The 24,992-nt window shown below is 41.1% G+C and carries 21 protein-coding genes and 3 pseudogenes; 4 read left to right on the forward strand and 20 right to left on the reverse strand.

All coding sequences use genetic code 11. The features are described 5' to 3' along the window. Positions 1-25 precede the first annotated feature (25 nt). Positions 26-742, reverse strand: a complete 717-nt coding sequence (locus tag PTUN_RS11160) for an SIR2 family NAD-dependent protein deacylase (protein ID WP_009840402.1) — start codon at positions 740-742, stop codon at positions 26-28. Positions 743-933: 191 nt separating this feature from the next. Between PTUN_RS11160 and PTUN_RS21955 the strand changes: the two genes are divergently transcribed. Then, complete coding sequence (locus PTUN_RS21955; RefSeq protein WP_009840404.1) at positions 934-1,104, forward strand: hypothetical protein; 171 nt, start codon at positions 934-936, stop codon at positions 1,102-1,104. Positions 1,105-1,199: 95 nt separating this feature from the next. On the opposite strand, the gene PTUN_RS11165 is transcribed toward PTUN_RS21955, so the two are convergent. Next, entirely contained in the window at positions 1,200-3,152 is a 1,953-nt protein-coding gene (locus tag PTUN_RS11165; protein WP_009840405.1) for a methyl-accepting chemotaxis protein, read from the reverse strand. Positions 3,153-3,586: 434 nt separating this feature from the next. Here PTUN_RS11165 and PTUN_RS11170 point away from each other — a divergent pair, with 434 nt between their 5' ends. Next, on the forward strand, positions 3,587-3,958 hold the full coding sequence (locus PTUN_RS11170; protein WP_009840406.1) for a response regulator: 372 nt from the start codon (positions 3,587-3,589) through the stop codon (positions 3,956-3,958). 154 nt (positions 3,959-4,112) lie between these two features. On the opposite strand, the gene PTUN_RS11175 is transcribed toward PTUN_RS11170, so the two are convergent. The 7 genes and pseudogenes from PTUN_RS11175 to PTUN_RS11200 all read right to left on the reverse strand — a co-directional run bounded on the left by PTUN_RS11175 (position 4,113) and on the right by PTUN_RS11200 (position 8,584). Next, positions 4,113-4,865 (reverse strand): siderophore-interacting protein, encoded by a 753-nt coding sequence (locus PTUN_RS11175; RefSeq protein ID WP_009840407.1) that lies wholly within the window; start codon positions 4,863-4,865, stop codon positions 4,113-4,115. Continuing rightward, entirely contained in the window at positions 4,858-5,418 is a 561-nt protein-coding gene (locus PTUN_RS11180) for a MarR family winged helix-turn-helix transcriptional regulator (protein WP_009840408.1), read from the reverse strand. The genes PTUN_RS11175 and PTUN_RS11180 overlap by 8 nt, the downstream gene beginning before the upstream one ends. Before the next feature lie 464 nt (positions 5,419-5,882). Further along, entirely contained in the window at positions 5,883-6,035 is a 153-nt protein-coding gene (locus tag PTUN_RS21960; RefSeq protein WP_009840409.1) for a hypothetical protein, read from the reverse strand. A gap of 275 nt (positions 6,036-6,310) precedes the next feature. Continuing rightward, positions 6,311-6,773, reverse strand: a pseudogene (locus PTUN_RS22665) (transposase); the annotation flags it as partial. 213 nt (positions 6,774-6,986) lie between these two features. After that, positions 6,987-7,679 carry a hypothetical protein gene (locus PTUN_RS11190; RefSeq protein WP_009840412.1) on the reverse strand — a complete coding sequence of 231 codons (693 nt, stop codon included), beginning with the start codon at positions 7,677-7,679 and terminating at the stop codon, positions 6,987-6,989. Positions 7,680-7,807: 128 nt separating this feature from the next. Continuing rightward, positions 7,808-8,122 carry a hypothetical protein gene (locus PTUN_RS11195; protein WP_009840413.1) on the reverse strand — a complete coding sequence of 105 codons (315 nt, stop codon included), beginning with the start codon at positions 8,120-8,122 and terminating at the stop codon, positions 7,808-7,810. Positions 8,123-8,278: 156 nt separating this feature from the next. Further along, positions 8,279-8,584 (reverse strand): hypothetical protein, encoded by a 306-nt coding sequence (locus PTUN_RS11200; RefSeq protein WP_083781310.1) that lies wholly within the window; start codon positions 8,582-8,584, stop codon positions 8,279-8,281. Positions 8,585-9,216: 632 nt separating this feature from the next. On the opposite strand from PTUN_RS11200, the pseudogene PTUN_RS11210 reads away from it, so the two are divergent. After that, a pseudogene (locus PTUN_RS11210) lies at positions 9,217-10,166 on the forward strand (IS110-like element ISPtu2 family transposase). Positions 10,167-10,208: 42 nt separating this feature from the next. On the opposite strand, the gene PTUN_RS11215 reads toward PTUN_RS11210, so the two are convergent. The 11 genes and pseudogenes from PTUN_RS11215 to PTUN_RS11260 all read right to left on the reverse strand — a co-directional run bounded on the left by PTUN_RS11215 (position 10,209) and on the right by PTUN_RS11260 (position 22,013). Further along, positions 10,209-11,003 (reverse strand): trypsin-like serine protease, encoded by a 795-nt coding sequence (locus PTUN_RS11215; RefSeq protein WP_009840416.1) that lies wholly within the window; start codon positions 11,001-11,003, stop codon positions 10,209-10,211. A gap of 169 nt (positions 11,004-11,172) precedes the next feature. Next, entirely contained in the window at positions 11,173-12,462 is a 1,290-nt protein-coding gene (gene ltrA, locus PTUN_RS11220; RefSeq protein ID WP_009840417.1) for a group II intron reverse transcriptase/maturase, read from the reverse strand. A gap of 635 nt (positions 12,463-13,097) precedes the next feature. Further along, complete coding sequence (locus PTUN_RS11225; RefSeq protein WP_009840419.1) at positions 13,098-13,538, reverse strand: hypothetical protein; 441 nt, start codon at positions 13,536-13,538, stop codon at positions 13,098-13,100. Between the two features lie 16 nt (positions 13,539-13,554). Continuing rightward, positions 13,555-13,677 carry a hypothetical protein gene (locus PTUN_RS22450; protein WP_269725741.1) on the reverse strand — a complete coding sequence of 41 codons (123 nt, stop codon included), beginning with the start codon at positions 13,675-13,677 and terminating at the stop codon, positions 13,555-13,557. Between the two features lie 146 nt (positions 13,678-13,823). Continuing rightward, on the reverse strand, positions 13,824-14,612 hold the full coding sequence (locus PTUN_RS11230) for a trypsin-like serine protease (RefSeq protein ID WP_009840420.1): 789 nt from the start codon (positions 14,610-14,612) through the stop codon (positions 13,824-13,826). A 154-nt stretch (positions 14,613-14,766) separates the two neighbouring features. Beyond that, positions 14,767-15,198, reverse strand: coding sequence for a hypothetical protein (locus PTUN_RS11235; RefSeq protein WP_157579398.1), 432 nt, complete (start codon positions 15,196-15,198; stop codon positions 14,767-14,769). 25 nt (positions 15,199-15,223) lie between these two features. Next, positions 15,224-16,030: a hypothetical protein gene (locus PTUN_RS11240; protein WP_009840422.1), complete on the reverse strand. Its 807-nt coding sequence runs from the start codon at positions 16,028-16,030 to the stop codon at positions 15,224-15,226. 272 nt (positions 16,031-16,302) lie between these two features. After that, positions 16,303-16,554, reverse strand: a complete 252-nt coding sequence (locus PTUN_RS11245; protein WP_009840423.1) for a hypothetical protein — start codon at positions 16,552-16,554, stop codon at positions 16,303-16,305. A 268-nt stretch (positions 16,555-16,822) separates the two neighbouring features. After that, a complete protein-coding gene (locus PTUN_RS11250; RefSeq protein ID WP_009840424.1) occupies positions 16,823-17,281 on the reverse strand; it encodes a DUF3291 domain-containing protein in 459 nt (152 codons plus the stop codon). A 1,894-nt stretch (positions 17,282-19,175) separates the two neighbouring features. Next, positions 19,176-21,356: pseudogene (gene katG / locus PTUN_RS11255) on the reverse strand (catalase/peroxidase HPI). A gap of 225 nt (positions 21,357-21,581) precedes the next feature. Then, positions 21,582-22,013: a hypothetical protein gene (locus tag PTUN_RS11260; RefSeq protein WP_009840432.1), complete on the reverse strand. Its 432-nt coding sequence runs from the start codon at positions 22,011-22,013 to the stop codon at positions 21,582-21,584. A 408-nt stretch (positions 22,014-22,421) separates the two neighbouring features. Here PTUN_RS11260 and PTUN_RS11265 point away from each other — a divergent pair, with 408 nt between their 5' ends. Beyond that, on the forward strand, positions 22,422-24,992 hold the full coding sequence (locus PTUN_RS11265; RefSeq protein ID WP_050760055.1) for a cation-translocating P-type ATPase: 2,571 nt from the start codon (positions 22,422-22,424) through the stop codon (positions 24,990-24,992).

Below are 24,992 nucleotides of genomic sequence, written 5' to 3' on the forward strand. Positions count from 1 at the left end.
TATTATCCAGAATTGAGGTTAGTTATTATTGCCCTGCAATGTACTCACTTGCCGTCATCACATGGTAAGTGACATCATCATGCAATACATGGCATGGCTCTGGGTCAACAATTTCAATTGGGATCTGGTGGTATCTGGCAATTTCTAATGCCATTTGAGTAATATTGACACTGAACGATGTGCCCATAAATACAATTTTACTGGCGCACATCATCATTTGTTCTGCTTTTTCAATTTGATACAACTCGGTATAACATTCATCAAACAGCAAAACATAAGGTTTAAGCGATACATTTAATTGTGGACCGCTGCTACCAATTTTAAATATATCGAGTAATGATTCAGTTAAATGTGCTTCATCTACTTGCTCCCAAGGTGCAGGCATACGCTCAACTAATGCTCCTTGCTGATGAAATAGTGTTACTTCATTTAACCTACCATGAATTGAAATATAATTTTTATTGCCCGCTTTTGCATCGAGTCCATCAATGTTTTGAGTGATCAATTGTTTATCACTAAGCCAAAAATGCACTTCGTTTGGACCATGATGCCGATAAGTTGCAAATCGATGATAATACCAAGTTAAAAACTCAGCAGGCTGTTGCTGATACATCGCTCGTGTTGCCATTTGCTGCGGCGTGTAATTTTTACTTCCGATGGTCCAATAGCCATCTTGACCACGAAATGTCGGGATCCCGCTTTGAGCACTGACACCTGCTCCGGTGATATATAAAGTTGTCATGTCTTATGCTCAGCGCACTAGGTCTAGGAATGCAAATCCTACCGAGTAATGAACAGCATGCCAATAGTGCCTAAAATAAAATCGACTCTTGCACTATCAAACCTTTAAACCGAACTAAAATACCATGCACTATTTTTAAACCCACAGAGATATGGCATGCTTTAGCTAATTTCATAAATGGCATAATCCTGATGACGAAAAAAACAATTACATTTGAATTTGAAAAAGAAACTAAAAACAGCGTGCGCTACCAAGAAGTACCCGAGCCCGGACAAGCGCCAGTTGCAGGTACAATTTACTTACAAAAATGGTTTGCTGAAAATGCAAAAACGATAGAAGTAACCATAGAAAAGAAAGATTAATATCGTAAATTTTTTTTACACGCTTGAAAAAAACAAAAGGGTAAACCGATTTAGTCGGTTTACCCTTTTTTAGTTTTGCCATTGTAATGTAAGAACTACGCGAGTTTAAATTGACCTACTAAACCCTTTAATTGCTCAGCAACCATCGCCAATTCGCTTGATGAGTGGGCGGTTTGTGATGAAACAGCTGCACTTTCATCTGAAATGCGCCTTACATTCGTGACATTAATATTAATCGTTTCGGCCACCATACTTTGTTGCTCAGAGGCACTGGCAATTTGAGCATTCATATCATTAATGGTATTGATAGCATCACGGATCAAAGCTAATGATTCACCCGCTTTTGCAGCTTGTATCACTGTCACTTGCAACTGGTCATGACCGACATTAATTGCTCCAACAGCTTTTAATGCACCTGCTTGTAAGTGATTAATTAAACTCTCTATTTGGCTTATCGAGTTTTGAGTACGTTGTGCCAGTGTTCTTACTTCATCAGCTACCACCGCAAACCCTCGGCCTTGCTCCCCGGCTCGCGCGGCTTCAATTGCTGCATTTAATGCCAACAGATTTGTTTGCTCAGCAATATCACGGATCACATCTAAAATACCGCCTATGTTTTCAGAGTGATTTTTAAGATTGGCAATTTCCTCTGAGCTTTTGCTCATTTCACGCTCTAGCTGATGAATATTATCAAGCGTACTGTTGACCACTTCAAATCCATTTAAGGTTTGTACCCTTGCCTCTTCGGCCGCATGCGCTGCTTGTGCGGCGCTGCGCGCAACTTCTTGCACACTGACGGCCATTTGATGCATCGCCGTTGCAACTTGATCCGTTTCAACCAGCTGATCTTGCGCCCCTTCACTGGTTTGCACCGTTGCACTGGCTAATTGTTCGGCCGAATTAAATATCTCGCCACTCGCGTCATTAATATTTGAAATCATATTAGCAATACTTTTTGCCATTTTAGCCAACGACTCCATAAGAATGGCAATTTCATCTTTACCGATTGCTTCAATTTTTGTATTAAGTGAGCCTTGCTCTAATGCTTGTGCAACTTTAACAGCCTGCCCCAAGGGTCGTGTAATAGACCGAGTAATAAAGAATGAAATGATAACGCCCGCGATCAGTGCGACTAAGGTACATATCAGCATAACCAAGACACTAAACTGATTACTTGATTGAAGCGCAGGGCCCACTAAATTCTGCTCTTTCATAACCGAAAGTTTTAACTGCTCAAGATCATTGGCTATTTTAGGTCCTAATATATCAAGTTGATTATGAATAATTTGATTTCGTTGCTCAATAACAGCATAAATTTCATTTAAGGTACGGATATATAAAGCTGAGGCCGAGGTAAATTCGTTAAACAACCTGCGTCGTGATGGATTATCAAGTTGTTCATCAAGCGACGCAGCGCTTGTCTGTAGCTCTTGGGTTAAAAAGTCGCGGGCATAATTGTAATCCGTCACATCGTTAGTTTTTAAATATTTATTGGTATAAAGCCGACCTAATAATAAATTTTCTAGAACTTGAGCGGCATAAAAAGAAGCGTCGTTATCTTTTTCTTGATAAGCTGATGCAATAATTTCAGAAATGGCCTTACGCATTGCAAGCCCATTGGGATCAAGTAGCGTTGTCACCAACTCGTTTCGCTGCTTAACTAAATCAACTGCTTGACTAAATTCATTGCTGTACTGAATAAAACCTCTTTGCGCTAAAATAACGATTTGAGCACGTTCAGGGTCATGAACTTCAACTTTTGCGTTTTGGAACAACTCCAACACATTCTTTTTTCTAGCATCGTATTCGGCTAAAAATTTATCATCATTTGAAATAAGATAATTCTTAACATCCATTCGGATCATTAATAAATTGGCTTGTAAACGACCTGAGAGATTGGTATCGCGTGCAAGACTTCGATAACTTGAAAAACCTTCATCTGCACTTGAAAGACCCCAATATGAAAATACCGAAGCGATTAACATCAAAGATAAACAAATTGCAAAGCCAGAACCTATTTTAATTCCGAGTTTAAATTGATTAAGCATAACCTCATCCTTGAACATAAGTATTAAACTAAAATATTTATCTGCCGAACCACGTTAAGCGGCATCCAATCCACCTTTAAATAACACTAGTCAAAAATAGTTCAAAAAACCACCAACCAATGTATGTACACATGTTTAAATGTAAAGATTTGCCATAAGCAATAAATTTTATTTTCTTTTTTAGCTTTTTATTAACACCAAGAATGGTCCCGATGGGTGGAAGTAACAGTTGAGGAATAACAAAGTGGGATCTCTCGAATAGCAACTAAAAGCTGTTTTTCTCGACTCAAAAACGTAACCCGTAAACTAAACTACAAACACTTTACAGCATTAACCAAGTGAGTTTAAAACAGCTGTAAAAACCATTAATAGCTAATATTCAGTTTGTTAACTAAACTTAGTATCTAATTAACTTTGTAATTATTATACGTATTATGAAAATACTTGTTGTTGATGATATGCCTCTTATGCGCCATGTGCTAACCAACATGCTGCGTAAATTACATTACGACGATATCGTTGAGGCGACCAATGGCGAGCAAGCGTTTTTATTTATGCAACAACAGCATTTTGATTTAGTTATCACAGACCTACACATGCCTAAACTCGATGGAAAAAGCCTACTTTGTCGTATTCGAGATGACAAATTACTGAGCACAACCCCTGTTTTAATGGTTACCTGCGAAGATAGCGCACAAACGGTTCGAGAAATAATAGCCGCAAAAGTATCTGGCTTTATGATCAAACCTTTTAGCTTGAATGTATTAGCCGATCAACTCAAAAAAATAGCCAAAGTAGCTATCTAGTCTGTTGAGCTTCATTTTCACACTATAAAATTAACCAATATAAATCAAAACCTTAAATATTAATTTCGGTATAAACAGCAAGCAGGTCAAAGTCGCGAAATCAAATTTGGCGACTTTATCTTGTTGAGTAGCTCGGTTTGTTCAAGAGCAGGGTTTAAGCGCTCGCTCCATTTTCTATCTGCTCATCTTCTTGCTTTACCAGCTTATGCTCGCCCTCATTGCAACCTATTTTCCAATAACTCGAGGTATAAAAATGGCTTTTAGGCAATGGATGTCTTTGCTTGAAATATCTTCTTAGCGCGCGCATGCTGTTAAATTCGCAGGCAATCCACACGGCAGGCTCGCCTGCGAGCCAAGGTAGTTGGGCAATCCGCTCAACCAAAGGGCGACCTTCGGGGTCGGCCTGTGGATTGATCACCCAATGCAGTTTAATATTTTCAGGATGCGCGAGAGGTTGAATGTCGGCTTCGCTCAGTACTTCAATCACAGCGTAACCCACTGCATTGTTTGGTAATTGTGCCAAATTCACGCTGATAGCGGGCAAGGCGGTCATATCACCTGCGAGTAAAAACCAATCCGCCTCAAAGTTAATTAGTTTTTTAAGCCCGGGTCCGCCTATTTGAATGACATCGCCCACCTGCGCCGTTTTCGCCCAGCTCGAAGCGGGGCCGTCGGTATCGTGCAATACAAAATCCACATCAATTTCATCAGCACGTTGCTGGCGAATGGTGTAGGTTCGCATCAAGGGACGTTCACCCACTTGTGGAAATAACAACTTGATATAGGCACTCTCTTGATCAATGGGAAAACCAGCGAATCCCGCACCACCTAAGGTCATGCGTAACATATGCGCAGTGATATAAGTCGAGCGGATCACTTTGAGCTCACGTGGTGCAGCTTTATTCATTATGATTTTCTCCTGTAGCGTTTACTGCCATTAAGTGTGTCTCAACGGCTTCTTTGTCATTCGTGTTTTTTGGCTTACCGGATAGGCTTTCTTGAGCATGGCAATCCGCACCGCTTTTAACGGCAGCCGCCTCATCCACACTTTTACTGATCCGATTGGCAAGTTTAATAAAGGTTTCGACTTCGGCTGAACTGAGCGCCTGCGTCATGTGCGCCACGGTTTTAAGCTCTGAGGTACTGATCTGGGTCATAATTTTTTCCCCTTCAGCAGTGGGTCGCAATAACTGGCTGCGGCCATCCTTAGGATTATCGATTTTAGTGATCAACCCACCCTGCTGTAACTCATTAAGCACTCGGGTAATTTGCGCTTTATCCCGCTGCATACGCAGAGCAATCGACTGGGCCGTCGATTCAGGATTGCGACACACACCTTTTAAGGCTCGGATATGAGTGATTGGTAAACCAATCTCTTGGGATGCAATATCGCTAAGCAATTGCGTTTTGTAGGCATGCATTAATCTGTGCAAAGTTTCACTGAGTGACAATGAAGGCATGAAAGGATCTCGATTTAGTTGACTATATCAACGATATCGAATTTAGTTGATATAGTCAACTAAATGATTTTATCAATACACCAGCTCGCATAGATAATGTATAGATAATGAATGTACAGAAACACAAAACGATTGAGCATAGGCTTTCTAGTGCAGCTAAAGCCATTTTTAATACAAATTACTAAAGCAGTATTTAAAACCAAGCACGCTACCGCACTTGAGATAACACCAATCGGCGCGCTGCGAGTGACATTTTAGGTATTAATAAATTTGCTTATCTCGAAGATTAATCAACACAGAGAAATGCCGCTTCACCGTTAACCAAACACAATTCAGACTTTCAAAACCAAATTATAAAACACTACCCGAAAGCTATATAACGCCAACAAAAAGCGCACTGCGAGTTAAGATCGGAATAATCGATTTGTTAGATTGCGACTGGCCTGTGAAGTAAAATATAGGGTTCAACTTGACTTAAAGTCATGATTTAAAACATCAAGCTCTTTAAGTCTTTTCTCAAGCTTATCAATTTTAGACATTGAGATAATACCAAAAACAAAGCCTATTACGCCCATAGACATGCCTATTATTCCAAATACAAAACCTAAATTTTCCATGTCTTTAGCTCCTATAAAGAGTGACTCAAGTACCTACGATAAACTTCAAAATACCTATAGCAATATAACGAGCCTTTGAAATTACTTGTTTTAGCGTTTTTATTAACCAACAGACGATAACTTAGTTCCTATTTTTATTCAAATATTTAGTCAGGTTTGCTTTGATGTTTAAAGCTATTTCCACCACCGATAACACAAAGGCGCTGCGCTTTACCGAGGGCTAAAAGCTTGTGAATTTATAGGGTAATTATCACCATAGCAAAGATAGACCTAACCCTACTATTTTTTACATTGGATTTTAACTTACAGCCATCAATGGCAAATAGGTTGCGGTCAATTAACCCTTCTTCATCACAAATCATCAGCACTTGGGTAAACAGCGGTTCAATTTGCTGGTGCATTTTAGCCACAAAGGCCGCGATTGAGGTGAAATGCGGCTGCACGTCACCCGCTATTTCTTGCAAAAGAGTCTCATGAACAAAATATTGTTTTCATACGCCGACTGCTAATTAAACCATGCGCATATCCGAGTAAAATAATTTTGAGCATCACTGAAGGCGAATACGCCGCAGCTCCTGTTTTATCGTTGTTGTACCATGCATCAAACCCCGTTAAATCGAGTTTATTTTCAACAATATAACAAAGGGCATACTCAAAGGTGCCTGGCAATATTTGCTCAGCGAAATTGATAGGAATGAATTTATTTTGGCAGGATAAGTCAGGCTTATAGTTGGCCATAACACGTTACAATGGGTGAATAATATCTATTAGATCACAGTTACTCGGTGGGTTCAAGGTTAAAAATCGAGCAAAGAAAGAAGTGTAGAATCAGTTCCTAAAATAAGTAATTCTACAGCCTCAACGCCGCAATAAGCGGTGAGTAATAGTTTGCTAAAATGTGAAGCGAAGCGGAACCGAGCAAACTGTTACGAGTCCGACTTTATTGCCTTGTTAGCTCTCAACTGCATCTAAACTCACATGATTTTTAGAAGAACGATCACCTGAGTTTGGTAAATCTTCAAATAGAAAAACTAGAAAAAGATCATGTTCCCCTGAATAAATGAATGAACCATGTAATTTATTTTTTCTTGGCTGAATATTCGGAATTAAATCCAAGTTGATTGTGAACGCCATTTTTTGCTCTTGATCTAAATTTGTTTTTTCTACACTGGTTTTAACGTTTCTGTAGAGTTCTAATACGGCGTTTTTTATTAAACCAGCATTAAAACCTCCGCTTGCATCAAATCCTTTTAAGCTGCCACCTCCCAGGTTGTCTTCAAAATATTGATACAAATTAGCAAATTCTACTGCCGCTTCTTCAATATTATTTCCTTCATACATCCACACTTGGCTATAAACCAACTCATTTTGTTCAAATACAAATGAAATGTTCTTCTTTTCGTTATTAAATATGGCTTCAGAAGTTTCTAGACCACCAGTAACACTAACAGGCTTTAGGTTTGGTAACGTTGATAATGATTGTATTAACTCTCGTTTATCTCCCAAATGCCACTCACCAATAGATAAGTAGTCAATTCGTGATTCATTCACTTTGACATTTTTGTCTGAAACACTAGTTGTTGATTTACAACCACCAAGTAACACTAATAATGTTGTAATAAATAATAGTTTAATGTGCTTCATAATATCCTTGAGAGCTAACGCCCAAATTTAGCGCGGAAAACCGCGCAGCGGGTTGACGTCGCAGCCAGCGCTTTTTGCTGGCGATAATATTTAATTGTTATGTTGTGATGCCACGGAACTAAAAAATGTTACCGGACATGATGTTTATAAAAGTATGCCACCGCAAATGCAATAAATGCCAAGCCAATAAAAACCAATACACTCTTTGTTCTACCCATTGAGACATTGGCACCACACACAGGACAAGTGTATGTTGAGTAATTACCACCAGTGCCAACTTTTTCAATTGGGTGTATTGCACAATTACATTTTTTACATTTTCTAATCAAAGGAGCCTGCCTTAAACATAACGAGGCTGTAGAATTTCTATTTTTATAAATTTGGCCATTTTTTTGACCTCCTGTATCGCTTTCTAAGCGACAATCTCGTACTAAGCAATGCATTTGAGACCCCTTAAATCACCTAAAAACTTGACCAAATGAGTAATTCTACAGCCTCAACGCCCACATTAAGGGGCTTTTTATTAGTTTGCTAAAATTGTGTAGCGAAGCGAAACCGAGCAAACTGTAAAAAGTCCCGCTTTAATTGCTTGTTATATGCTACTGAAATAATTGCCAAAGTTGATAGATAGCAAAGATTGGTAAAGCCAGCCCCCAAATAAATAACCCAGACATTACAGCTAAACCTATTAACTTATCTGATTTAAGTATTTCCTCTTCATGAGGTTTTATCTCAGTAATACGAATAGATAGAAAATCAGAATCTAAACTCTCAGGTAATTTATAGCTACCTTCATCCAAGGCTTTATCAATAGCCTTTTGTAATTCAACTAAGCCTTCATGATTTCCAACAATGCAATCTTGATACGATTCATTGTAAATTTCGAGCCAAGGCTTATTTTTCATCGCCGAATCTCCGTGGCATATAACGCTCAAAGCAAGCGCGCGGTACGCGTCGCCTTGCCTTTGCTTGTTAGGAGCCCAAACCAAACTTTCGCGGCTTGCCGCACTGGCAAACCCAAACAACGGCACGGCTGCTTTTAATTAAAAACTAAACCCGTTAACTGCGACACAGCGAGCCAACCGGAACCTATAAAACTGTTAAGCGAAGCCAAAAAGAACAACGCTACCGCCACCACCGTTTACAGCAAACCCGCAAACTGGCGACCTTTAACTTTTGGCGCTGCCGCTAAAAATACCAAACGCGAGCAATGCCGGAATAAAACTACTGACTGAAACCGTTAAAACCCCGAACACCTGCTAACGCCGCGCTAAACCGCGCATTTCTTCGCGTCGGCTTTGAGCGCTTTGTATGGATAATAAACCCATCAAATTATTCTTTTAAACCGAGTTCGGGTAATGTGAGACCCAGGCTTTAGCTGCAACTAAAGCTCTCTTTTGTGGTAGTTCGATTGAGCGATGGATCCTCTGTTGAGAGACCGATAACAAGAATGAACGCCACAAAAGACTCCAAGCATCACACTCGAATAGTCTACTGGGTCTCGAACCCGCATTATGCAAGCAAGAGTTAGCTTATTATGAAAACAAATACTAATCAAAACATTAATGTCGGTGTCGATACCGGCAAATTTCAACTCGATATTTATATTCGCCCTCTTGATATCTATTTCACCGTTAAGAACGATGAAAAAGGGATTGCTGAGGCAATTAAAAAATCAAAATTCACTCTCCAAACCGCATCATTATTGAAGCCACTGGCCGCCTTGAAATGCCCTTTATTATTGCATGTGCAAAGGCCAATTTACCTTTTGTCATTGCCAACCCAATACACATAAAACGCTTTGCTGGTGCCATTGGTCAACGCGCTAAAACCGATAAGCTGGATGCACAGTTAATTGCACATTATGGCGAAGCAATTAAACCCACACTCTCCACCCTAAAGCCTGACATTATGCAGACTATGAGTGATTTGGTTGCCAGAAGAAATCAGCTGTTAGTTATGCAAACGATGGAAAAAAACCGCCTGCAAATTTTACCAAAAGAGCTGATTTCAACCATCAAACCTATTTTAACGGCCTTTAAAAATCAGATTGAAAAAATTGAAAATAAAATTCTAACACTCATTGAATCATGCCCTGAATATTCAGCCAAAAACACGATCCTGCAAAGCATGAAAGGCATTGGTAAAATTGCCGCTGCTTCCATCATCAGCAACTTACCTGAGCTTGGCTATATGTCGAATAAAGAAGCCGGTGCATTGGTTGGCGTTGCACCTATGAATCGCGAAAGTGGCCGCTATAAAGGGCTGCGCAAAATTCAGGGTGGTCGACATCAAGTACGCACCGTTTTATACATGGCGATGATGTCAGCCATCCAATCAAACCCTGTTTTTAAATCAACTTATCAGCGATTAGTTGCTGCTGGGAAACCGAAAAAAGTAGCGCTTATTGCGTGTGTCAGGAAGATGATTGTGATCTTAAATTCGATGCTCAGAGACGGAGTAATGTGGGAAGCGCCAAAAGTTTAAAATTAGCTATTGACGCCATAGTCTCTTGTTATATACCGTTATTTAGTTCTCGGTCATGGTTTTTCTGATCCAGTCACTATAAGCAGAAATTCTGACCTGATAAGACTTTTTGCCGTAATGCCCAGCGACAAACTCTTCTAAATTGCCCTCAATATAGTCCCAGCTAAACAAGGCAACTAAATAGTTTTTTCCTTCAGAGGCCATAATCAAAGGGCCGCCGCTATCACCTGAACCGTCAATCCCTTCAAGCTCAAGGGCTTTTTCACCTGAGTCAAAAGTGATTGATAACCAATTAGTATGCGCTTCTTCAATTCTATTTTGCAGGTGCCTGAATTTTCCCTGAGTTCCTTGAACAGAACCGGTTATACCATTGCCCGTTGTCCCTCGGCCATAGCCTGTTATTACTTGATTGAGTTCCTTGTTTTCAGAATATATTTCAATAGTGGCACTCTCTGGTAGATTAGAGCTTAACTTGACTAAAGCAATGTCGTGCGCAGTCATCATAAAAGTCATTAATTCAGCAGCATCCCCACTCAGCATGTGTTCCGGAATATCCGTTATGCCTGGATGGATAATTACCTTTTCAACTTCAACTTCGTATTCGCCGATTTGTAGTGTTTTATCAAGAATATTTGGTGGTAAAAGGTGCGCTACCGTCACAACCCAATTAGGTGCTATCAAAGCACCGTGTCCGCCATTTGGCATATCAACGAAAAACGATGGTGTTTTTTCTAATTCATAGTTACTGGCTTGAACATCATGGCGAACAACTACCGCTAAACTATCAACGGAAAGTAATAGTAGGCAGACGAAGTAAACACATTGACCAATCTTCATTTTATTTCCCTATTTATGTTTTTATTAGACTGTCGAAGAAATTAACTCATAGAGGTATAATCGTGGTAGAGCGACCCATTACTGGGCCGACCCCACACAGTTCCGGACGTGCGGAATTACCGCATCCGGCTCTTCAGTTATATATTCACGCGTGTAAATCAACACGCTCCTAGTACCAATCTACGTGAATAAATCGCTTACTCACTCTTGGTCGCTCAATTGCATAATACATTAGCATCTTCTTGAAATTACTCCAATTGTAACTGCGTCTGCCACTGCGCCTATTCAGCCATTTGTATAAACTGTGCAACACATAACTGTACAATCTATCAAGGCTGCAGCTGTTGTCTGGCAGGCCAAAGTAATTTCGGTATCCCATCAGTTTGCGTTTCAGTTGCGGCATCCAAGTGTTGAGCTTGTTTGACCGCTTGACTTTGATGTATTGGTAAAACTCGCTCATGCTGGCGCGGTGCTTTTCCGCCCCTGTTCGCCGCCTGAGTCGAGGTTTTCCCTGTGCATCTTTTGCCCAGTAAAAGGCAAAACCAAGAAACACAAATTGCCGTTTTCGACTCGGGTGAAATCGACTAAATCGTAGCAGTGAGGTTTTCTCCTCTGCCACTTCTAAATTGAATTTCTTAAGTCGTTTTGGCAGCACCTCGTAAAATCGCTCAGCATCGTTGGCGTACTGGAACGCACACACAAAATCATCGGCGTACCGGATGAGCATCGCGCGGCCACGCATTCGGGGTTTTACTTTCTTTTCAAACCATAAGTCGAGTGCGTAATGCAGGTAGATGTTCGCCAGTACCGGGCTAATGATCCCCCCTTGCGGCGTACCGCTTTTCGGGTATTCAAATACCCCTTCAGGTGATTTTATGCGGGCTTTAAGCCATTGGCTGATTAAACTCAGCATGGCTTTGTCATCAATGCGTTGTTTGAGCATCTTCATCAGCCAGTTGTGATCAAGGTTGTTGAAGAAGCCTTTAATGTCAGCCTCCACAATGTAACCGTATCCTTTAAACTGAAGATTCAACGCTAAACTGTGCACCGCTTGATGGGCGCTTTTATTCGGTCGGTAGCCATAGCTATTGGGCAGAAAATCCGCTTCCCAGATACTTTGCAATATCTGGCTCACGCCTTGTTGCACCAATTTATCATCCACCGTGGGCAAGCCCAGCGGTCTCTGTTTGCCATTTGCTTTGGGAATAAAGACACGTTTGATGTCATTGGCTCGAAAGCGCTTATGCTTCAGGGCATCGCTCAGTCGAGTAATGTTGCCAACAAGTTGCTGCTGATAAGCAGGCATGGTGATGCCATCAATACCAGCGGCTGCTTGTTTATTGAGCTGACCCCAACTTTGATACAGGAAATCTTCCCTTAGTAATCCGTATAAGTTCTGAAACCTGTGTTTGGGGTGGCGCTGTGATTTAAATGTGATCGCGTTTAGTTCGGTTATCATAGTGAGTCCAGCCCTACATTGTCCGGCCTATGTGTCTGCTAAACACGTGATATAACTGCCAGCCCCTTCGCCATGTGATCGGCTTTCCCGTCTCAAACTACTACGAACTGGTCTGACTGCCAAAGGGTCATCGTTGGCCTTGCTTTTGACTTAGCTTCCCTACCGCGTCCTTGCGGAACACCTTTGGCTCTCTCAAGTTCCTGATGCATCTCTTTAAAACATGCCACGGCTTAATAACTCCGCTGACTCGCCACAACCTCACTCATTACGGTTGCTTTGCTTGGACTTCAGTGGCGTTACAAACCTCGTCAGTCAGACTGTATTTATCGGAGCGATCTCAGCACTTCAGGGACACGGATCCCCTGTGGCCTACTTAATTCTCTGTGTACGCTTCACCTATCTTGTTCGCTGAAAAAAAACAGCTCCGCCATAGGCGCAACACTCGATACGGGTGGTGAGTTAAACCTTACCCGACAGGGACTTGCACCCTGCAAGATGCATCAAGCTTCGCTTGACGCACTAACGCCTGCGTCAAAGGCGGCAAACGGAGTGGTGCAAATTGCGTTAAAATTGGCATAGCCAATTGCAATTTGTGCCGCGGAGTTTGCCGTCCTTTGCATGCACTTGTTAGGCGATCAATCTATATATTTTTTAAAAATGACGAATATATTGCAATGAATATTCTGAAGATCGTCAATGTATTTCTCCATTTCTTTTTCAAGATTTATCAATGTTTCTCTATTCGACTGGTCCGTTGCGCTATCCTGGCATTCCTTGTTCGATAACCACTGTAATGAGTAAACATCGATTTTATCTAAACACTCTGTGATTTCTTCAGGGAAAATAAACTCTGCTTCAGCAGCTGCTTGTTGAAAATCATCGTGAAGCGATTTATCGATAGAGCGCAAAACATCTATATAATTTAAATGCTTTTTGACACTTTTATATATCGCAATCTTCGTTGCCCTTGCCTCTCGCTTTTCTCTTCTGTCATTAGTTTTCCACTGTTGATATGCAATATACGCCACTGCCGTTGCTAGAGCTGGGCTCACTAACGCATTTAATATTTCTAGCATCAATCATTGCCTCTTGTTAATTGGCGTACTCTACAACCTCGCCTAACGAGACTGTAGAATTTCTATTTTTATAAATTTGGCCATTTTTTTGACCTCCTGTATCGCTTTCTAAGCGACTATCTCGTACTAAGCAATACATTTGAGACCCCTTAAATCACCTAAAAACTTGACCAAATGAGTAATTCTACAACCTCAACGCCCTGTTAACAGGCAATAAAATAGTTGGTTAAAATAAGCGACGAAGGAGCAAAAACCAACTGTTTTTTGTCCTTGTTTAACAGCTTGTTAGCTACCCAATACACCTAATATCCAGTCATGGTAATTTGATACCCTAACTTGATAAGCAGTAGTACCATACAAACCACCTTTAAAAGTAGATATATCGCCATGCCCTAATTGCCAACTTGATAGGCCTACAAGAAAAGGAATACCTTCTTGAAAGATAACAGAAGCACCCCCGCTATCTCCTGAACCATGCATGCCTTCAAGTGATAATGCGCTTTCTGGTTCGTCGAATTTAAATGCTAGCCAGTTACCTTCCGCGCTTTCAATAATATTTTGAAACTGGTTCATCACACGAAGTGATTTAGTACTAGGATCTTCGCCAGTTAATCCGTTCCCAGTAGCTCCCCTACCATAAACAGTAATTGTTTTGTCTTTTTCACTTTTACCAGAATATATATTGATTGGTTCTACACCGCTAACAGTTGAAGTTAATTTGATTAACGCTATATCACTTCTAGATTTGAAAAATCTCATTAAAGGCGCTAAATCGCCTTTAAGTAAACCTTTATTAGGTGCACTGTAATCAGGGTGTATATGAACGCTTTCAATTTCATATGCTTTTGAACCAACTACTAGATCTTTACCAACATAATCATAAAAAATAGTGTGTGCTACGGTCAAAACCCATTGTGAATTTATTAATACACCATGACCTTCATGGGGCATATCAATTAAGTATTCAGGTATTTTATCAAGAACATAATTTTCAGGAGGAACATCATGCCTCTTCACAACAGCACCGCTGTATGTAGAAAAGAAAATAATAGATAAGAGAAATAAAACTTTCATATTACGTCCATGTTCATTAATGGGTAGCTAACGCTTGTAGCACCTGCACGAATTGTGGAGTGCTTTTTTGTGTAAAATTGAGCGTAGCGAAAACACAAAAAAGCGCGGAGCAATTTGTGTCAGGTGGCTACACTTGTTATGTGCGACTTGATCACTACTCAAATCTGCTTTTTAATTGTTGATTAATCTCATTTAGCCTACTGAGTAAGCTTGTGATGTTTCTACTGTGGTTTTCAATTTCATCCGACAATTCGCTGAATTGTTCTTTGGGTAAAGGCTCTTTTCTATATAAATTTAATGCAGCTTGATGCGCTATGTGGTTACGATGAGATATTTCAGCTTTTAATTCAGAAACTAGATTGTTGTCGGGACAAGTCTTTGCAAATACACTTACGAGCTTACCGAGTGGCGCATTATCGTAATCCTTACCATCAAATCCGAAATAGAGCTGGTCAGAAATCAAGTATCTGGCGATGTTGAAGTAATTTCGAAGATATAACTTTAGGGACGCTTCAATCAACTGGTAGCCAGATAGTGCCAAAGTTAAACCCTTTTCATAAATCTCTTCTTTATCACGAGTCTTCACATCTCTCTCCATAGTACATAACGCCTCAAGAACCGGCGCCTTTGGCGTCCGTGTTACTTGATTTGTTAGTGTCTCTATCGCCAAACGCCTTATCTGTAAGGTGTGATAACGCCAAATATAATTTTTCACTAAACATTCCAGCAACAACGCCTGCAAACGCAGTACTGTATGGGTTAAAGGGAATGTTTGCACCTGCACTAGAAAGAATAAATACTGTTGCTCCACCTTTTACGCCAAGTAACGCAACAAACCCTACCGAAGCTCCAAGAATTATAGGCTTTGATACACGTCCTGCACCATCTCTCATAGTTGACATAACTGAGCCAAGAATCCCACAGCTTATAAGTAGCAAACCAAGTAACATATCGCTGGACATTACTTTGAAAGGGTATGCATCCAACATATAAGCTGTTTGATCAAAATATTTCTCTGAAGAGTTTTGGTTGGTTAAGCCATTGCTGATTTGAGACTTTGTTGTGTCAATTTTGTTAGAAAGCAACTCATACAATCTAGCTATTTTTTCCGGCTCAATTATGTTACCACCTGAACTTGTCTTTTCTATAGCTTTCACCGCGCTCTCTTCATTACTCCCATTTGCATCAAGTGTTAGAAAAATAGACGCTGTAATTTGCTCTTGCAGAGTATTCATATCAGCTTCAGCACTAGCAAGGGATGATTGTCTTGAAGAAACAATCGTCAAAGAACTCAGGCTAACTATAAGTGCTAGTAAAGTGACAACAGCAAAGGACACTATTCCTTCTTTTTTTCTAGAAAGAAGACTCCCTTGGGCAGTTAATTCTTCACCCTGATTTTTTAAAGCATCTTGTTCCATAATTATTCCTCGAAGACACTAACGAGACTGTAGAATAACTCCAACAGCCAAATTTAACTAAAAAACGAGCTCCTGTAATCAACCCTAAGCGCATTTAAGGCATTAACTAATGCATTTGGAACCCAGAAAACAGCCTGTTTTTCTTAAAAAAGAGAAATTCTACAGCCTCAACGCCCCAATAAGGGGCTGATAATGCTTGGCTAAACTGTGTAGCGAAGCGGAACTGAGCCAAGCTTTAGCAGTCCCGCACTTTATTGGCTTGTTATATGCCTTTAAAACCAAGTATTCCAATAGTGCTCAATTAATGAAGAACCAAAGGAAAATGCGATAGTTAACCCTGTAATAGACAACAGCATACTAAAAAATAGAACAAATGCTGAGCCCCTAAGAATCATATTAAATTTCCACCAGCCAACATTCTCAATGTCAATTTTCTTCCCCTCTTTAATGTAAGTTTGAAAGAGTAGAAAACCAGCAAAAAATATTAGAATGCCTAATAGGGTAAATTTAAAAACAATATCCATTTTTCGGGAACTAATCCTCAGGCATATAACGAGACTGTAGAATTTCTATTTTTATAAATTTGGCCATTTTTTTGACCTCCTGTATCGCTTTCTAAGCGATTATCTCGTACTAAGCAATGCATTTGAGACCCCTTAAATCACCTAAAAACTTGACCAAATTAGTAATTCTACAGCCTCAACGCCCCAATAAGGGGCTAAAAATTGTTTGCTAAAATGTGTAGCGAAGCGAAACCAAGCAAACTGTTTTTAGTCCTGCTTAATTGCCTTGTTAGGCATTACATTCTCTATACTCAGCTACGCTAAAATTACTTTTAAAAGAAAATGCATTGGGTGTATCACCATTACTTCGTAAATATTCCAGTTTTTCTACAGCTTCTTCAATTGTAGGAATATGACCTACCGGAACCCACCATAAAACATAACTATCTTCTGGAATATTATGAAACCACTCTTTTTTGCGACGCAGGAAATCTCTATGATGAGTTCTGAACATAAAGTTTTTCAGAGCATCTACTGAATCCCAAACTGACATATTTACGATAATATTAGGGTCAGAAAACGCTTGGATATTCGTTGCATCTCCATCTTCATCCTTCAAGCGCCATATAAATCCACTGCTTGATTCTGCTAAATTATTAACAGGTTCTAAATTATCAACGAATTCTTTAATTTCAGGAGCCTCTAAAGAGTATTTAGCTTTGGCTATATTCAATTGTGCAAGATGCATATGGATCCTCCGTGATGCCTAACAATTTAATATCGAGCGATTGGGTCGTTTTTCTGCCGTGAACCGTCTCGAGTTTCTACTTCCGGAATCTTTATCACATTGGATAACATATTGCTACAAAAAGCTTTCTGCCTCTAAGGCTAAAATTGCTTTGAGGTGAAAACGACCCAATTGCTCGTTTTCTTGACTATACGAGAAACTCATTAACACTGTATATATATACATGCATTTAGGAAGACCAAATAACAAAGGCACCTACTCTAATTTGATTTAGTTTGGGTGTTTTGCAGAGCTTCGATCGCCTTCACAAGCAAGCTACAGCTTCGCAAATATCAAAACTCACACCGATGCCAATTTCCCCCGTGATCACGCCCTAAAAATAAACGATTGATGAGCCATGTATTTCATGGATGAAATACAAGGTGAAGCTTGGCCATGGATGGCCTATCTTCACCGTTGGCGTTCACATCAATCGATTATTTGCAGGATAAAGCGTGATGTCGGGGCGCTGAGAGTGTCCAGAGAGGGGTCAGCGCCAGCCCCTCTTTGGCTGTCGTCGCCAGTGCGACAACGGTGTTAATTTGAAAAGCAATTTTTTGTAAATTAGAGCGAATGTTGATTTAACAACAACGAATGCTCTGCAACGACTGTCGGGCTGAAGCCTAACCGGAAATTTACACTCAAAACAAGTCGCGACATAAAGTCGCTGCTACAAAACAACCTAAATTTCATCAATTGATTATTCGCAGGATAAAGCGTGATGTCGGGGCGCTGAGAGTGTCCAGAGAGGGATCAGCGTCAGCCCCTCTTTGGCTGCCCATGCCCGCGCGACAACAATGCCAATTTAAAAAGCGGTTTTTTAATTTAAAAGCAGTTATTGATTTGAAAACGGTTTTTAAAAAGCTGTCGGGCTAAAGCCCGACCTACAACAGCGGCCGAACTGCGCTCGACTTCGCAAGCAGGCTTGCACCTACAAAAATATCAAAGCTCACGCCGATGCCAACAATTCCCCCTTAAATCAAACCTGAAAAAATAGATTTGATGAATAATGCGCGACAGGAAGTCGAGCAAGCCATGCTAAGGCATGGGTGAAAAGCATTGCTTTGAACGAGAGGCCTTGGATGGCCGAACTGGGTAGCGTACAGGGATGGAGTAGCGAGCCGCTTCATGGCGTTTATGGTTCACATCAAATGTATTTTTGAAGATCAGTTTGCCTATTTTTTGAAAATCTGGGGCGTCGAGGGGTTCCAAGGGGAGACCGGCGATAGCCTCCACTTGGCTGCTGTCGCCAGTGCGACAACAATGTTAATTTAAAAAGCGGTTTTCAATTTAAAAGCAATTGTTGATGTGAAAACGAGTAATGCTGTTAAATAGCTGTCGGGCTAAAGCCCGACCTACAACAGCGGCCGAACTGCGCTCGACTTCGCAAGCAGGCATGCACCTACGGTAAAATCTCCAAACAAACACGGATATTAACAATCAAAAGCTCGGTGTAGCGCAGCGCTCTGTGGTGAAAGTCTTTTAACCGCTGAGCTTTCTTTGGTGAAAAAGAAGGTTAGCCACTGAGGTTAAGAGAAACACAGAGTAAAGAAAAAGCTATTAATTAGTTGGCTGTAATCACTTAGCTTTTCTCGGTGAGCGAAGCTTCGGTGTATTCTGTGGTAAAAAAGTACTTGGTGGTAAAAAATCACAATGCAATAAGCGTCGAGTTAAAGCCCGACACAAAAACTGCCGAGCTGCGCTCGCCTTCGCAAGCAGGCTTGCACCTACACCAATACCAAAGCTCACGTTGATGCCAACAGTGCTAATTTAAAAACCGTTGTCGTACTATGTGAGCAAAACTACACTTAACTCACTTATGTCAGCAGCTATTTATCATATGGGCTTGTTATTTTTAGAGATTAAAGCGGTCGAGATTCATCACTTTTATCCACGTGGCTATAAAGTCATCGGTGAACTGCTTGTTTGCATCATCTGCAGCATACACTTCGGCAACAGCTCGCAGTTCTGAATTAGATCCAAACACTAAATCGACTGGCGTTGCGGTCCATTTTAACTAATTCGTTTGACGGTCTCGCCCCTCATAAACACCTTCAGTTTGGCTTGATTTTGTCCATACGGTTGTCATATCGAGTAAGTTAACAAAAAAATCATTACTTAAGACTCCAGGTTGCAAGGTAAAAACTCCATGACCTAATGGGTCGCTATGCACGCTTAACGCTCGCATTCCTCCAACAAGGACTGTCATTTCGGGCACTGTCAGCGTTAATAAGTTAGCGCGGTCAATGAGTAGCTCAATCGGCGATTTTACATTGTCATTACTATAATAATTGCGAAAGCCATCTGCGGTGAGCTTAAGTTGGTTAAAACTTTCAATGTCGGTTTGCTGCTGCGTGGCATCCATTCGCCCTGGTGTAAACGGAACGCTTATATTTTGGCCAGATTTTTTAGCGGCTTGTTCAATGGCTGTAGCGCCACCAAGTACAATTAAATCAGCCAAAGAAACTTGCTTATTGCCTGATTGTGCTTGATTAAATTGCTGCTGTAATTTTTCTAACCGCGCAAGTACAGAACTTAATTCAGTAGGATTGTTTACTGGCCAATTTTTTTGCGGTTCAAGGCGAATTCGAGCGCCATTAACACCTCCACGTAAATCACTCCCGCGAAAACTTGATGCCGCTGCCCAAGCAGTACTAATAAGTTGTGACCCTGTAATATCAGATTTAAGGATTTGGGTTTTTAGTTTATTGATGTCTTTACTATTAATTAACTTGTGATTAAGTGCTGGAATGGGATCTTGCCAAAGCCAATCTTGCTTGGGTATATCACTGCCCACATAACGAGCTTTAGGCCCCATATCACGATGGGTTAACTTAAACCACGCATGTGCAAACGCGAGCTCAAACTCTTGTGGGTTCTCTTTAAAGCGCAGCGCAATTGGCCGATAAATCGGATCTTGTTTAAGCGCAAGGTCAGTAGTAAACATAATTGGAGCATGGCGCATACCGGCAATATGCACATCTGGCACTTGTTTTTGAGCTTGTTTATTAATGGGGATCCATTGAATTGCGCCTGCTGGGCTGTTGGTTTTTTCCCACTCAAAAGCAAATAGATTAATTAAATATTGCTGGGTCCAAGCTGTAGGGCTGCTTGACCAAGCGCCTTCGATACCACTGGTGATTGTATCTTCAGCATTACCTTTACCACATGTGTTTTTCCAACCTAAGCCTTGTTGTTCGATGTCAGCTGCGGCCGGCTCTGGCCCTAAACATTTTGCAGGTTTATGAGCTCCATGTGCTTTACCAAAGGTGTGACCACCCGCAATTAGGGCGACCGTCTCCTCATCGTTCATAGCCATTCGAGCAAAGGTTTCGCGAATGTCGATGGCTGCTGCAAGTGGATCTGGATTACCATTAGGGCCTTCTGGATTTACATAAATGAGCCACATTTGTACGGCAGCAAGAGGATTTGCTAATGTTCGTTCTTGAGTGTAACGCTCATCAGCTAAAAATTTTGATTCTGGCCCCCAATACACATAATCTGGCTCCCAATCATCTTTACGGCCTCCAGCAAAACCTAAGGTTTTAAATCCCATTGACTCTAGCGAGACATTACCAGTTAAAACAATTAAATCTGCCCATGAAATTTTACGCCCATATTTCTTTTTGATAGGCCAAAGTAAGCGCCGTGCCTTATCGAGACTTACGTTATCAGGCCAGCTGTTAAGCGGTTCAAAACGCTGCTGCCCTCCACCAGCACCGCCGCGACCATCAGCAACTCGATAAGTGCCCGCACTGTGCCATGCCATACGAATAAAAAACGGACCATAATGACCATAATCTGCGGGCCACCAAGGTTGTGATTGTGTTAGTAGGTCTTTGATATCGGCTTTTATAGCATTAAGATCTAACGTATTAAATTCGTTAGCATAATTAAAAGTGCTACCCATAGGGTTAGATTGTGCTGCATTTTGACGTAGTGATTGCAAATTGAGCTTTTGAGGCCACCAATCACGATTTGTCATTTCTGTCGCCTGAAGTTGCGTTACGGCACCAAAAGGCAATATCGTGACCATCACGAGTGTAAAAATAGAACGGGTAATTTTTAACATTAGATTCAACTTCGTTGAGTGATAGATAATGCCAAAAGCTTAATGACATATCCAAAAACGCTGCATACCGCTTTGCAACAAGTTTAAATTTATAGATGCCCTTTTTTGGCCATCTCAACAGGGTATAAAGCGCAAGCACATTAAGGATCGTGTAAGCGAATTTTTTGTAATCTGGGATCATCTTGCGCGTTAATGAGCTTGGTTTAGCTGCATTTCTCGCTGCGCGTTGTGACTGACCAGTTGATCGATAAACTTTTGCATCATGTTCATCCTCCCTTCCATTATGGTAATGCGTTCATCGATTGGCATTGCTTGTTGGTTATCGTCATCGGCGTTTCTTTGCATCGTCGCCCCCATCATTTTCATATTTTCTTGCATTTTATTCATATGCTCAGCCATCAGGCTTTCGCGTTTTTCTAAATTATCTTCTTGTACAATTTGTGTCATCAACGCAGACATCTCTTTCATTTTCATCATACGCTGGTTATCCATCACGCCGTTTTGATACATCATGTTGCCTTTTGAACGTGTATTTCTCTCACAGTCTCGTTTTGAATCTTCTGCGCTAACAGGATGCGCGATACAGGCAAGAGATAAAACAATGGCTAAAAATGTTTTCATGGTTAACTCCTATGTTATGGCTGCTTAAATAGTTAGTAAGCGAATAAAGATGATTGATCCGCCTGAGTCCTGGATAAAAGAATTACTAAGATATTGAATTAAATGTCGATTACTTAGTTATGTGTCTCTAGCCAGATAGTTTCAAAGATAAGAAGGCCGCTTAACGTGTCAATAGCCGCCCTATTGCACGTTAATCCAACGCAGTTAACGTTGAAAAAGCTGCCTAAAATAGATTTACCACCCAGCTTTCAGGTTAATTATTCATTGATATTGTTGTTATGTCGGTGCGCTGACCCACCAAACAAATCTTAGCCAATGACTTAATTAAGTACGTTAGCGCACAGCCAACCACTACAAAATAGTCTAGATATTAACGACTCCCAATGAGTTGTTTTTTATAGGAAATATATATCCGACAATGCCGATTTACTCAAAGGCCTCAGTAGTTCTGCCGCCAAAAATCGACTTAAAGAAGACGGATTAAATACCTTACCCAGCGCAAAACCACGCTCATTGCTCGCAATCGCCTGGACTATTTTAAGTGAGCCCATGTTTATATTGCTCATTGCCTGCGGCAGTATTTATTTACTGCTTGGCAGCAATGAAGATGCGTATATTTTGCTCGGCTCAGTGGTCATCATCATGGCAATGAGTTTTGTGCAAGAACGTAAAAGTGAACGGGCGCTTGAAGCTCTGCGCGACTTATCGAGCCCACGGGCGTTGGTGCTTCGTGATGATCAGCAAGTGCGTATTGCAGGCCAAGATGTTGTCAATGGCGATTTACTGTTTTTGGCAGAAGGCGACCGTGTACCGGCCGATGCAGTATTAGTTGCAAGCCAAAATATGACGATTGATGAATCTTTATTAACCGGTGAGTCGGTATCGGTTAGAAAAAGCGCCAGTCACGAAGCAATGAGTGAAATGGTACAACCCGGTGGTGACGATACGCCTTGTGTTTATTCAGGAACTTTAGTCGTGCAAGGAAGTGGTAAAGCTCGAGTGCTGGCAACAGGTGAAAAAACCGCTCTTGGCCGCATCGGAAAAGCCTTATATTCGCTCAAAAGTGAAAGCAGTCATTTACAAAAAGAGACGTCGCATGCCGTCAAAGTGGTGGCACTTTGGAGCATTATTTTAGTGATTATTTTGGCGCTTTGGTACGGCTTCACCCGTGATGACTGGTTAAATGGTATTTTGGCTGGCCTAACTATGGCCATGTCACTGCTGCCTGCTGAATTACCATTGATTTTAACTATTTTTCTGGGTCTTGGCGCTTGGCGTATTGCTAAGAAAAAAGTACTTACCCGACAGATTTCTGCAATCGAAATGTTAGGCGCAGCCACAGTGTTGTGCGTTGATAAAACTGGCACGCTTACTCAAAACAAGATGGCACTGGCGCAAATTATTGCCAATCACGAAGTCCATAATTTTAACCCCTTAACTGCTGAAAATCATAATAATACCGCTGACACTTTTGCTGAAAAATTTCATGAAACCCTCGAGTTTTCGATGCTTTCGAGCCATCGCGATCCATTTGATGCAATGGAAAAAGCTATTTTGCACGTAGGGCTTGATGTACTTGCAGGTTCAGAGCACCTACACAATACTTGGACTTTAATTGAAGATTACCCACTGACGCCTGAATTATTGGCTATGTCGCGCGTATGGCAATCACCCGATAGCGCAGATTTTGTTATTGCCGCAAAAGGAGCCCCTGAAGCCATTATTGATTTATGCCATCTGTCGGATCAACAAACTTATCACATTAACTCTTATGTTAATCGCGCCGCTGAGCAAGGTTTAAGGGTGCTGGCGATTGCAAAAGCACGCTTTAAAAAACCCGATTTACCCAAGTTGCAGCATGATTTTGATTTTCAATTTATTGGCCTGATTGCCTTAGCCGACCCGCTGCGCCCAACAGCAAAAGCAGCCATTACAGAGTGTTTAACAGCTGGTATTCGAGTGGTGATGATCACGGGTGATTACCCTGCCACCGCACTTAGCATTGCGGCCCAATGTGGCCTTGATGTTCAAAATGGGGTGCTCACAGGCTCTCAAATCGATGATTTAAATGAAGCACAGTTATTAAAACGCTTACAGCAAGTAAATGTGTATTGTCGAGTGCAACCTGAGCAAAAATTACGCTTGGTGATGGCACTAAAACATGGCAAAGAAATCGTTGCCATGACAGGCGATGGCGTTAACGATGCCCCAGCTTTAAAGGCCGCGCACATTGGTATTGCAATGGGAGGTCGCGGTACTGATGTGGCACGAGAATCTGCAGCGTTGGTATTGCTTAATGATGATTTTAGCGCGCTGGTTGCAGCTATTCGGTTAGGCCGGCGTATTGTTGATAATATTCGTAAAGCCGTGGTATTTGTCATTGCAGCGCACATTCCCATTGCTGGCATGTCGATGTTGCCAGTCATGATGGGCTGGCCACTTATTTTACTGCCAGTTCATATTGTGTTTTTTGAGCTTATGGTTGATCCAACCTGCTCTGTGGTCTTTGAAGCCGAGCAAGAGGAATCAAATGTAATGCAGCGCTCGCCACGTCTTGCTAATGCCAAAATATTTGATAAAAAGCTCTTAATGCGAGGATTACAGCAAGGAGTAATATTACTGCTGATTTTGCTTGCGGTTTATCTATTAGCCCAATGGGTGAAATTGCCTGCTGAACAAGCTCGGGCTTTGACCTTTAGTGCCATGATTATAGGTGATATTTGGTTGATTTTTATTAATCGTTCGTGGTCTTTATCTTTGTATCACACGCTAAAACTGCCCAATCGAGCTTTGTGGTGGGTTGTACTGTGTGCTTTGCTCATGCTCGCATTAGCGCTGTTTTTACCTTTTATGAATCGGTTGTTTCATTTTGAAGCCCCGCCGATTGAGTATTTGGTAATGATGATTACCGCAGTCAGTGGTATTTTATTACTGGTTGCATCAATAACCACACAATCAAAACAAGATAAAAATCTTTAA

Origin of the sequence: Pseudoalteromonas tunicata, assembly GCF_002310815.1 — a bacterium.
Taxonomy (GTDB): domain Bacteria; phylum Pseudomonadota; class Gammaproteobacteria; order Enterobacterales; family Alteromonadaceae; genus Pseudoalteromonas; species Pseudoalteromonas tunicata.

Coding starts and splice junctions, on each gene's coding strand:
- PTUN_RS21960 (WP_009840409.1), bottom strand. CDS start 6,035: ATGGAAAATTTAGGTTTTGTATTTGGAATAATAGGCATGTCTATGGGC.
- PTUN_RS11230 (WP_009840420.1), bottom strand. CDS start 14,612: ATGAAAGTTTTATTTCTCTTATCTATTATTTTCTTTTCTACATACAGC.
- PTUN_RS11215 (WP_009840416.1), bottom strand. CDS start 11,003: ATGAAGATTGGTCAATGTGTTTACTTCGTCTGCCTACTATTACTTTCC.
- PTUN_RS22450 (WP_269725741.1), bottom strand. CDS start 13,677: ATGTATTGCTTAGTACGAGATAGTCGCTTAGAAAGCGATACAGGAGGT.
- PTUN_RS11190 (WP_009840412.1), bottom strand. CDS start 7,679: ATGAAGCACATTAAACTATTATTTATTACAACATTATTAGTGTTACTT.
- PTUN_RS11200 (WP_083781310.1), bottom strand. CDS start 8,584: ATGAAAAATAAGCCTTGGCTCGAAATTTACAATGAATCGTATCAAGAT.
- PTUN_RS11170 (WP_009840406.1), top strand. CDS start 3,587: ATGAAAATACTTGTTGTTGATGATATGCCTCTTATGCGCCATGTGCTA.
- PTUN_RS21955 (WP_009840404.1), top strand. CDS start 934: ATGACGAAAAAAACAATTACATTTGAATTTGAAAAAGAAACTAAAAAC.
- PTUN_RS11195 (WP_009840413.1), bottom strand. CDS start 8,122: ATGCATTGCTTAGTACGAGATTGTCGCTTAGAAAGCGATACAGGAGGT.
- PTUN_RS11250 (WP_009840424.1), bottom strand. CDS start 17,281: ATGCATCTTGCACAATTGAATATAGCCAAAGCTAAATACTCTTTAGAG.
- PTUN_RS11180 (WP_009840408.1), bottom strand. CDS start 5,418: ATGCCTTCATTGTCACTCAGTGAAACTTTGCACAGATTAATGCATGCC.
- ltrA (WP_009840417.1), bottom strand. CDS start 12,462: ATGATAACCGAACTAAACGCGATCACATTTAAATCACAGCGCCACCCC.
- PTUN_RS11240 (WP_009840422.1), bottom strand. CDS start 16,030: ATGGAACAAGATGCTTTAAAAAATCAGGGTGAAGAATTAACTGCCCAA.
- PTUN_RS11245 (WP_009840423.1), bottom strand. CDS start 16,554: ATGGATATTGTTTTTAAATTTACCCTATTAGGCATTCTAATATTTTTT.
- PTUN_RS11165 (WP_009840405.1), bottom strand. CDS start 3,152: ATGCTTAATCAATTTAAACTCGGAATTAAAATAGGTTCTGGCTTTGCA.
- PTUN_RS11160 (WP_009840402.1), bottom strand. CDS start 742: ATGACAACTTTATATATCACCGGAGCAGGTGTCAGTGCTCAAAGCGGG.
- PTUN_RS11175 (WP_009840407.1), bottom strand. CDS start 4,865: ATGAATAAAGCTGCACCACGTGAGCTCAAAGTGATCCGCTCGACTTAT.
- PTUN_RS11225 (WP_009840419.1), bottom strand. CDS start 13,538: ATGCTAGAAATATTAAATGCGTTAGTGAGCCCAGCTCTAGCAACGGCA.
- PTUN_RS11260 (WP_009840432.1), bottom strand. CDS start 22,013: ATGAAAACATTTTTAGCCATTGTTTTATCTCTTGCCTGTATCGCGCAT.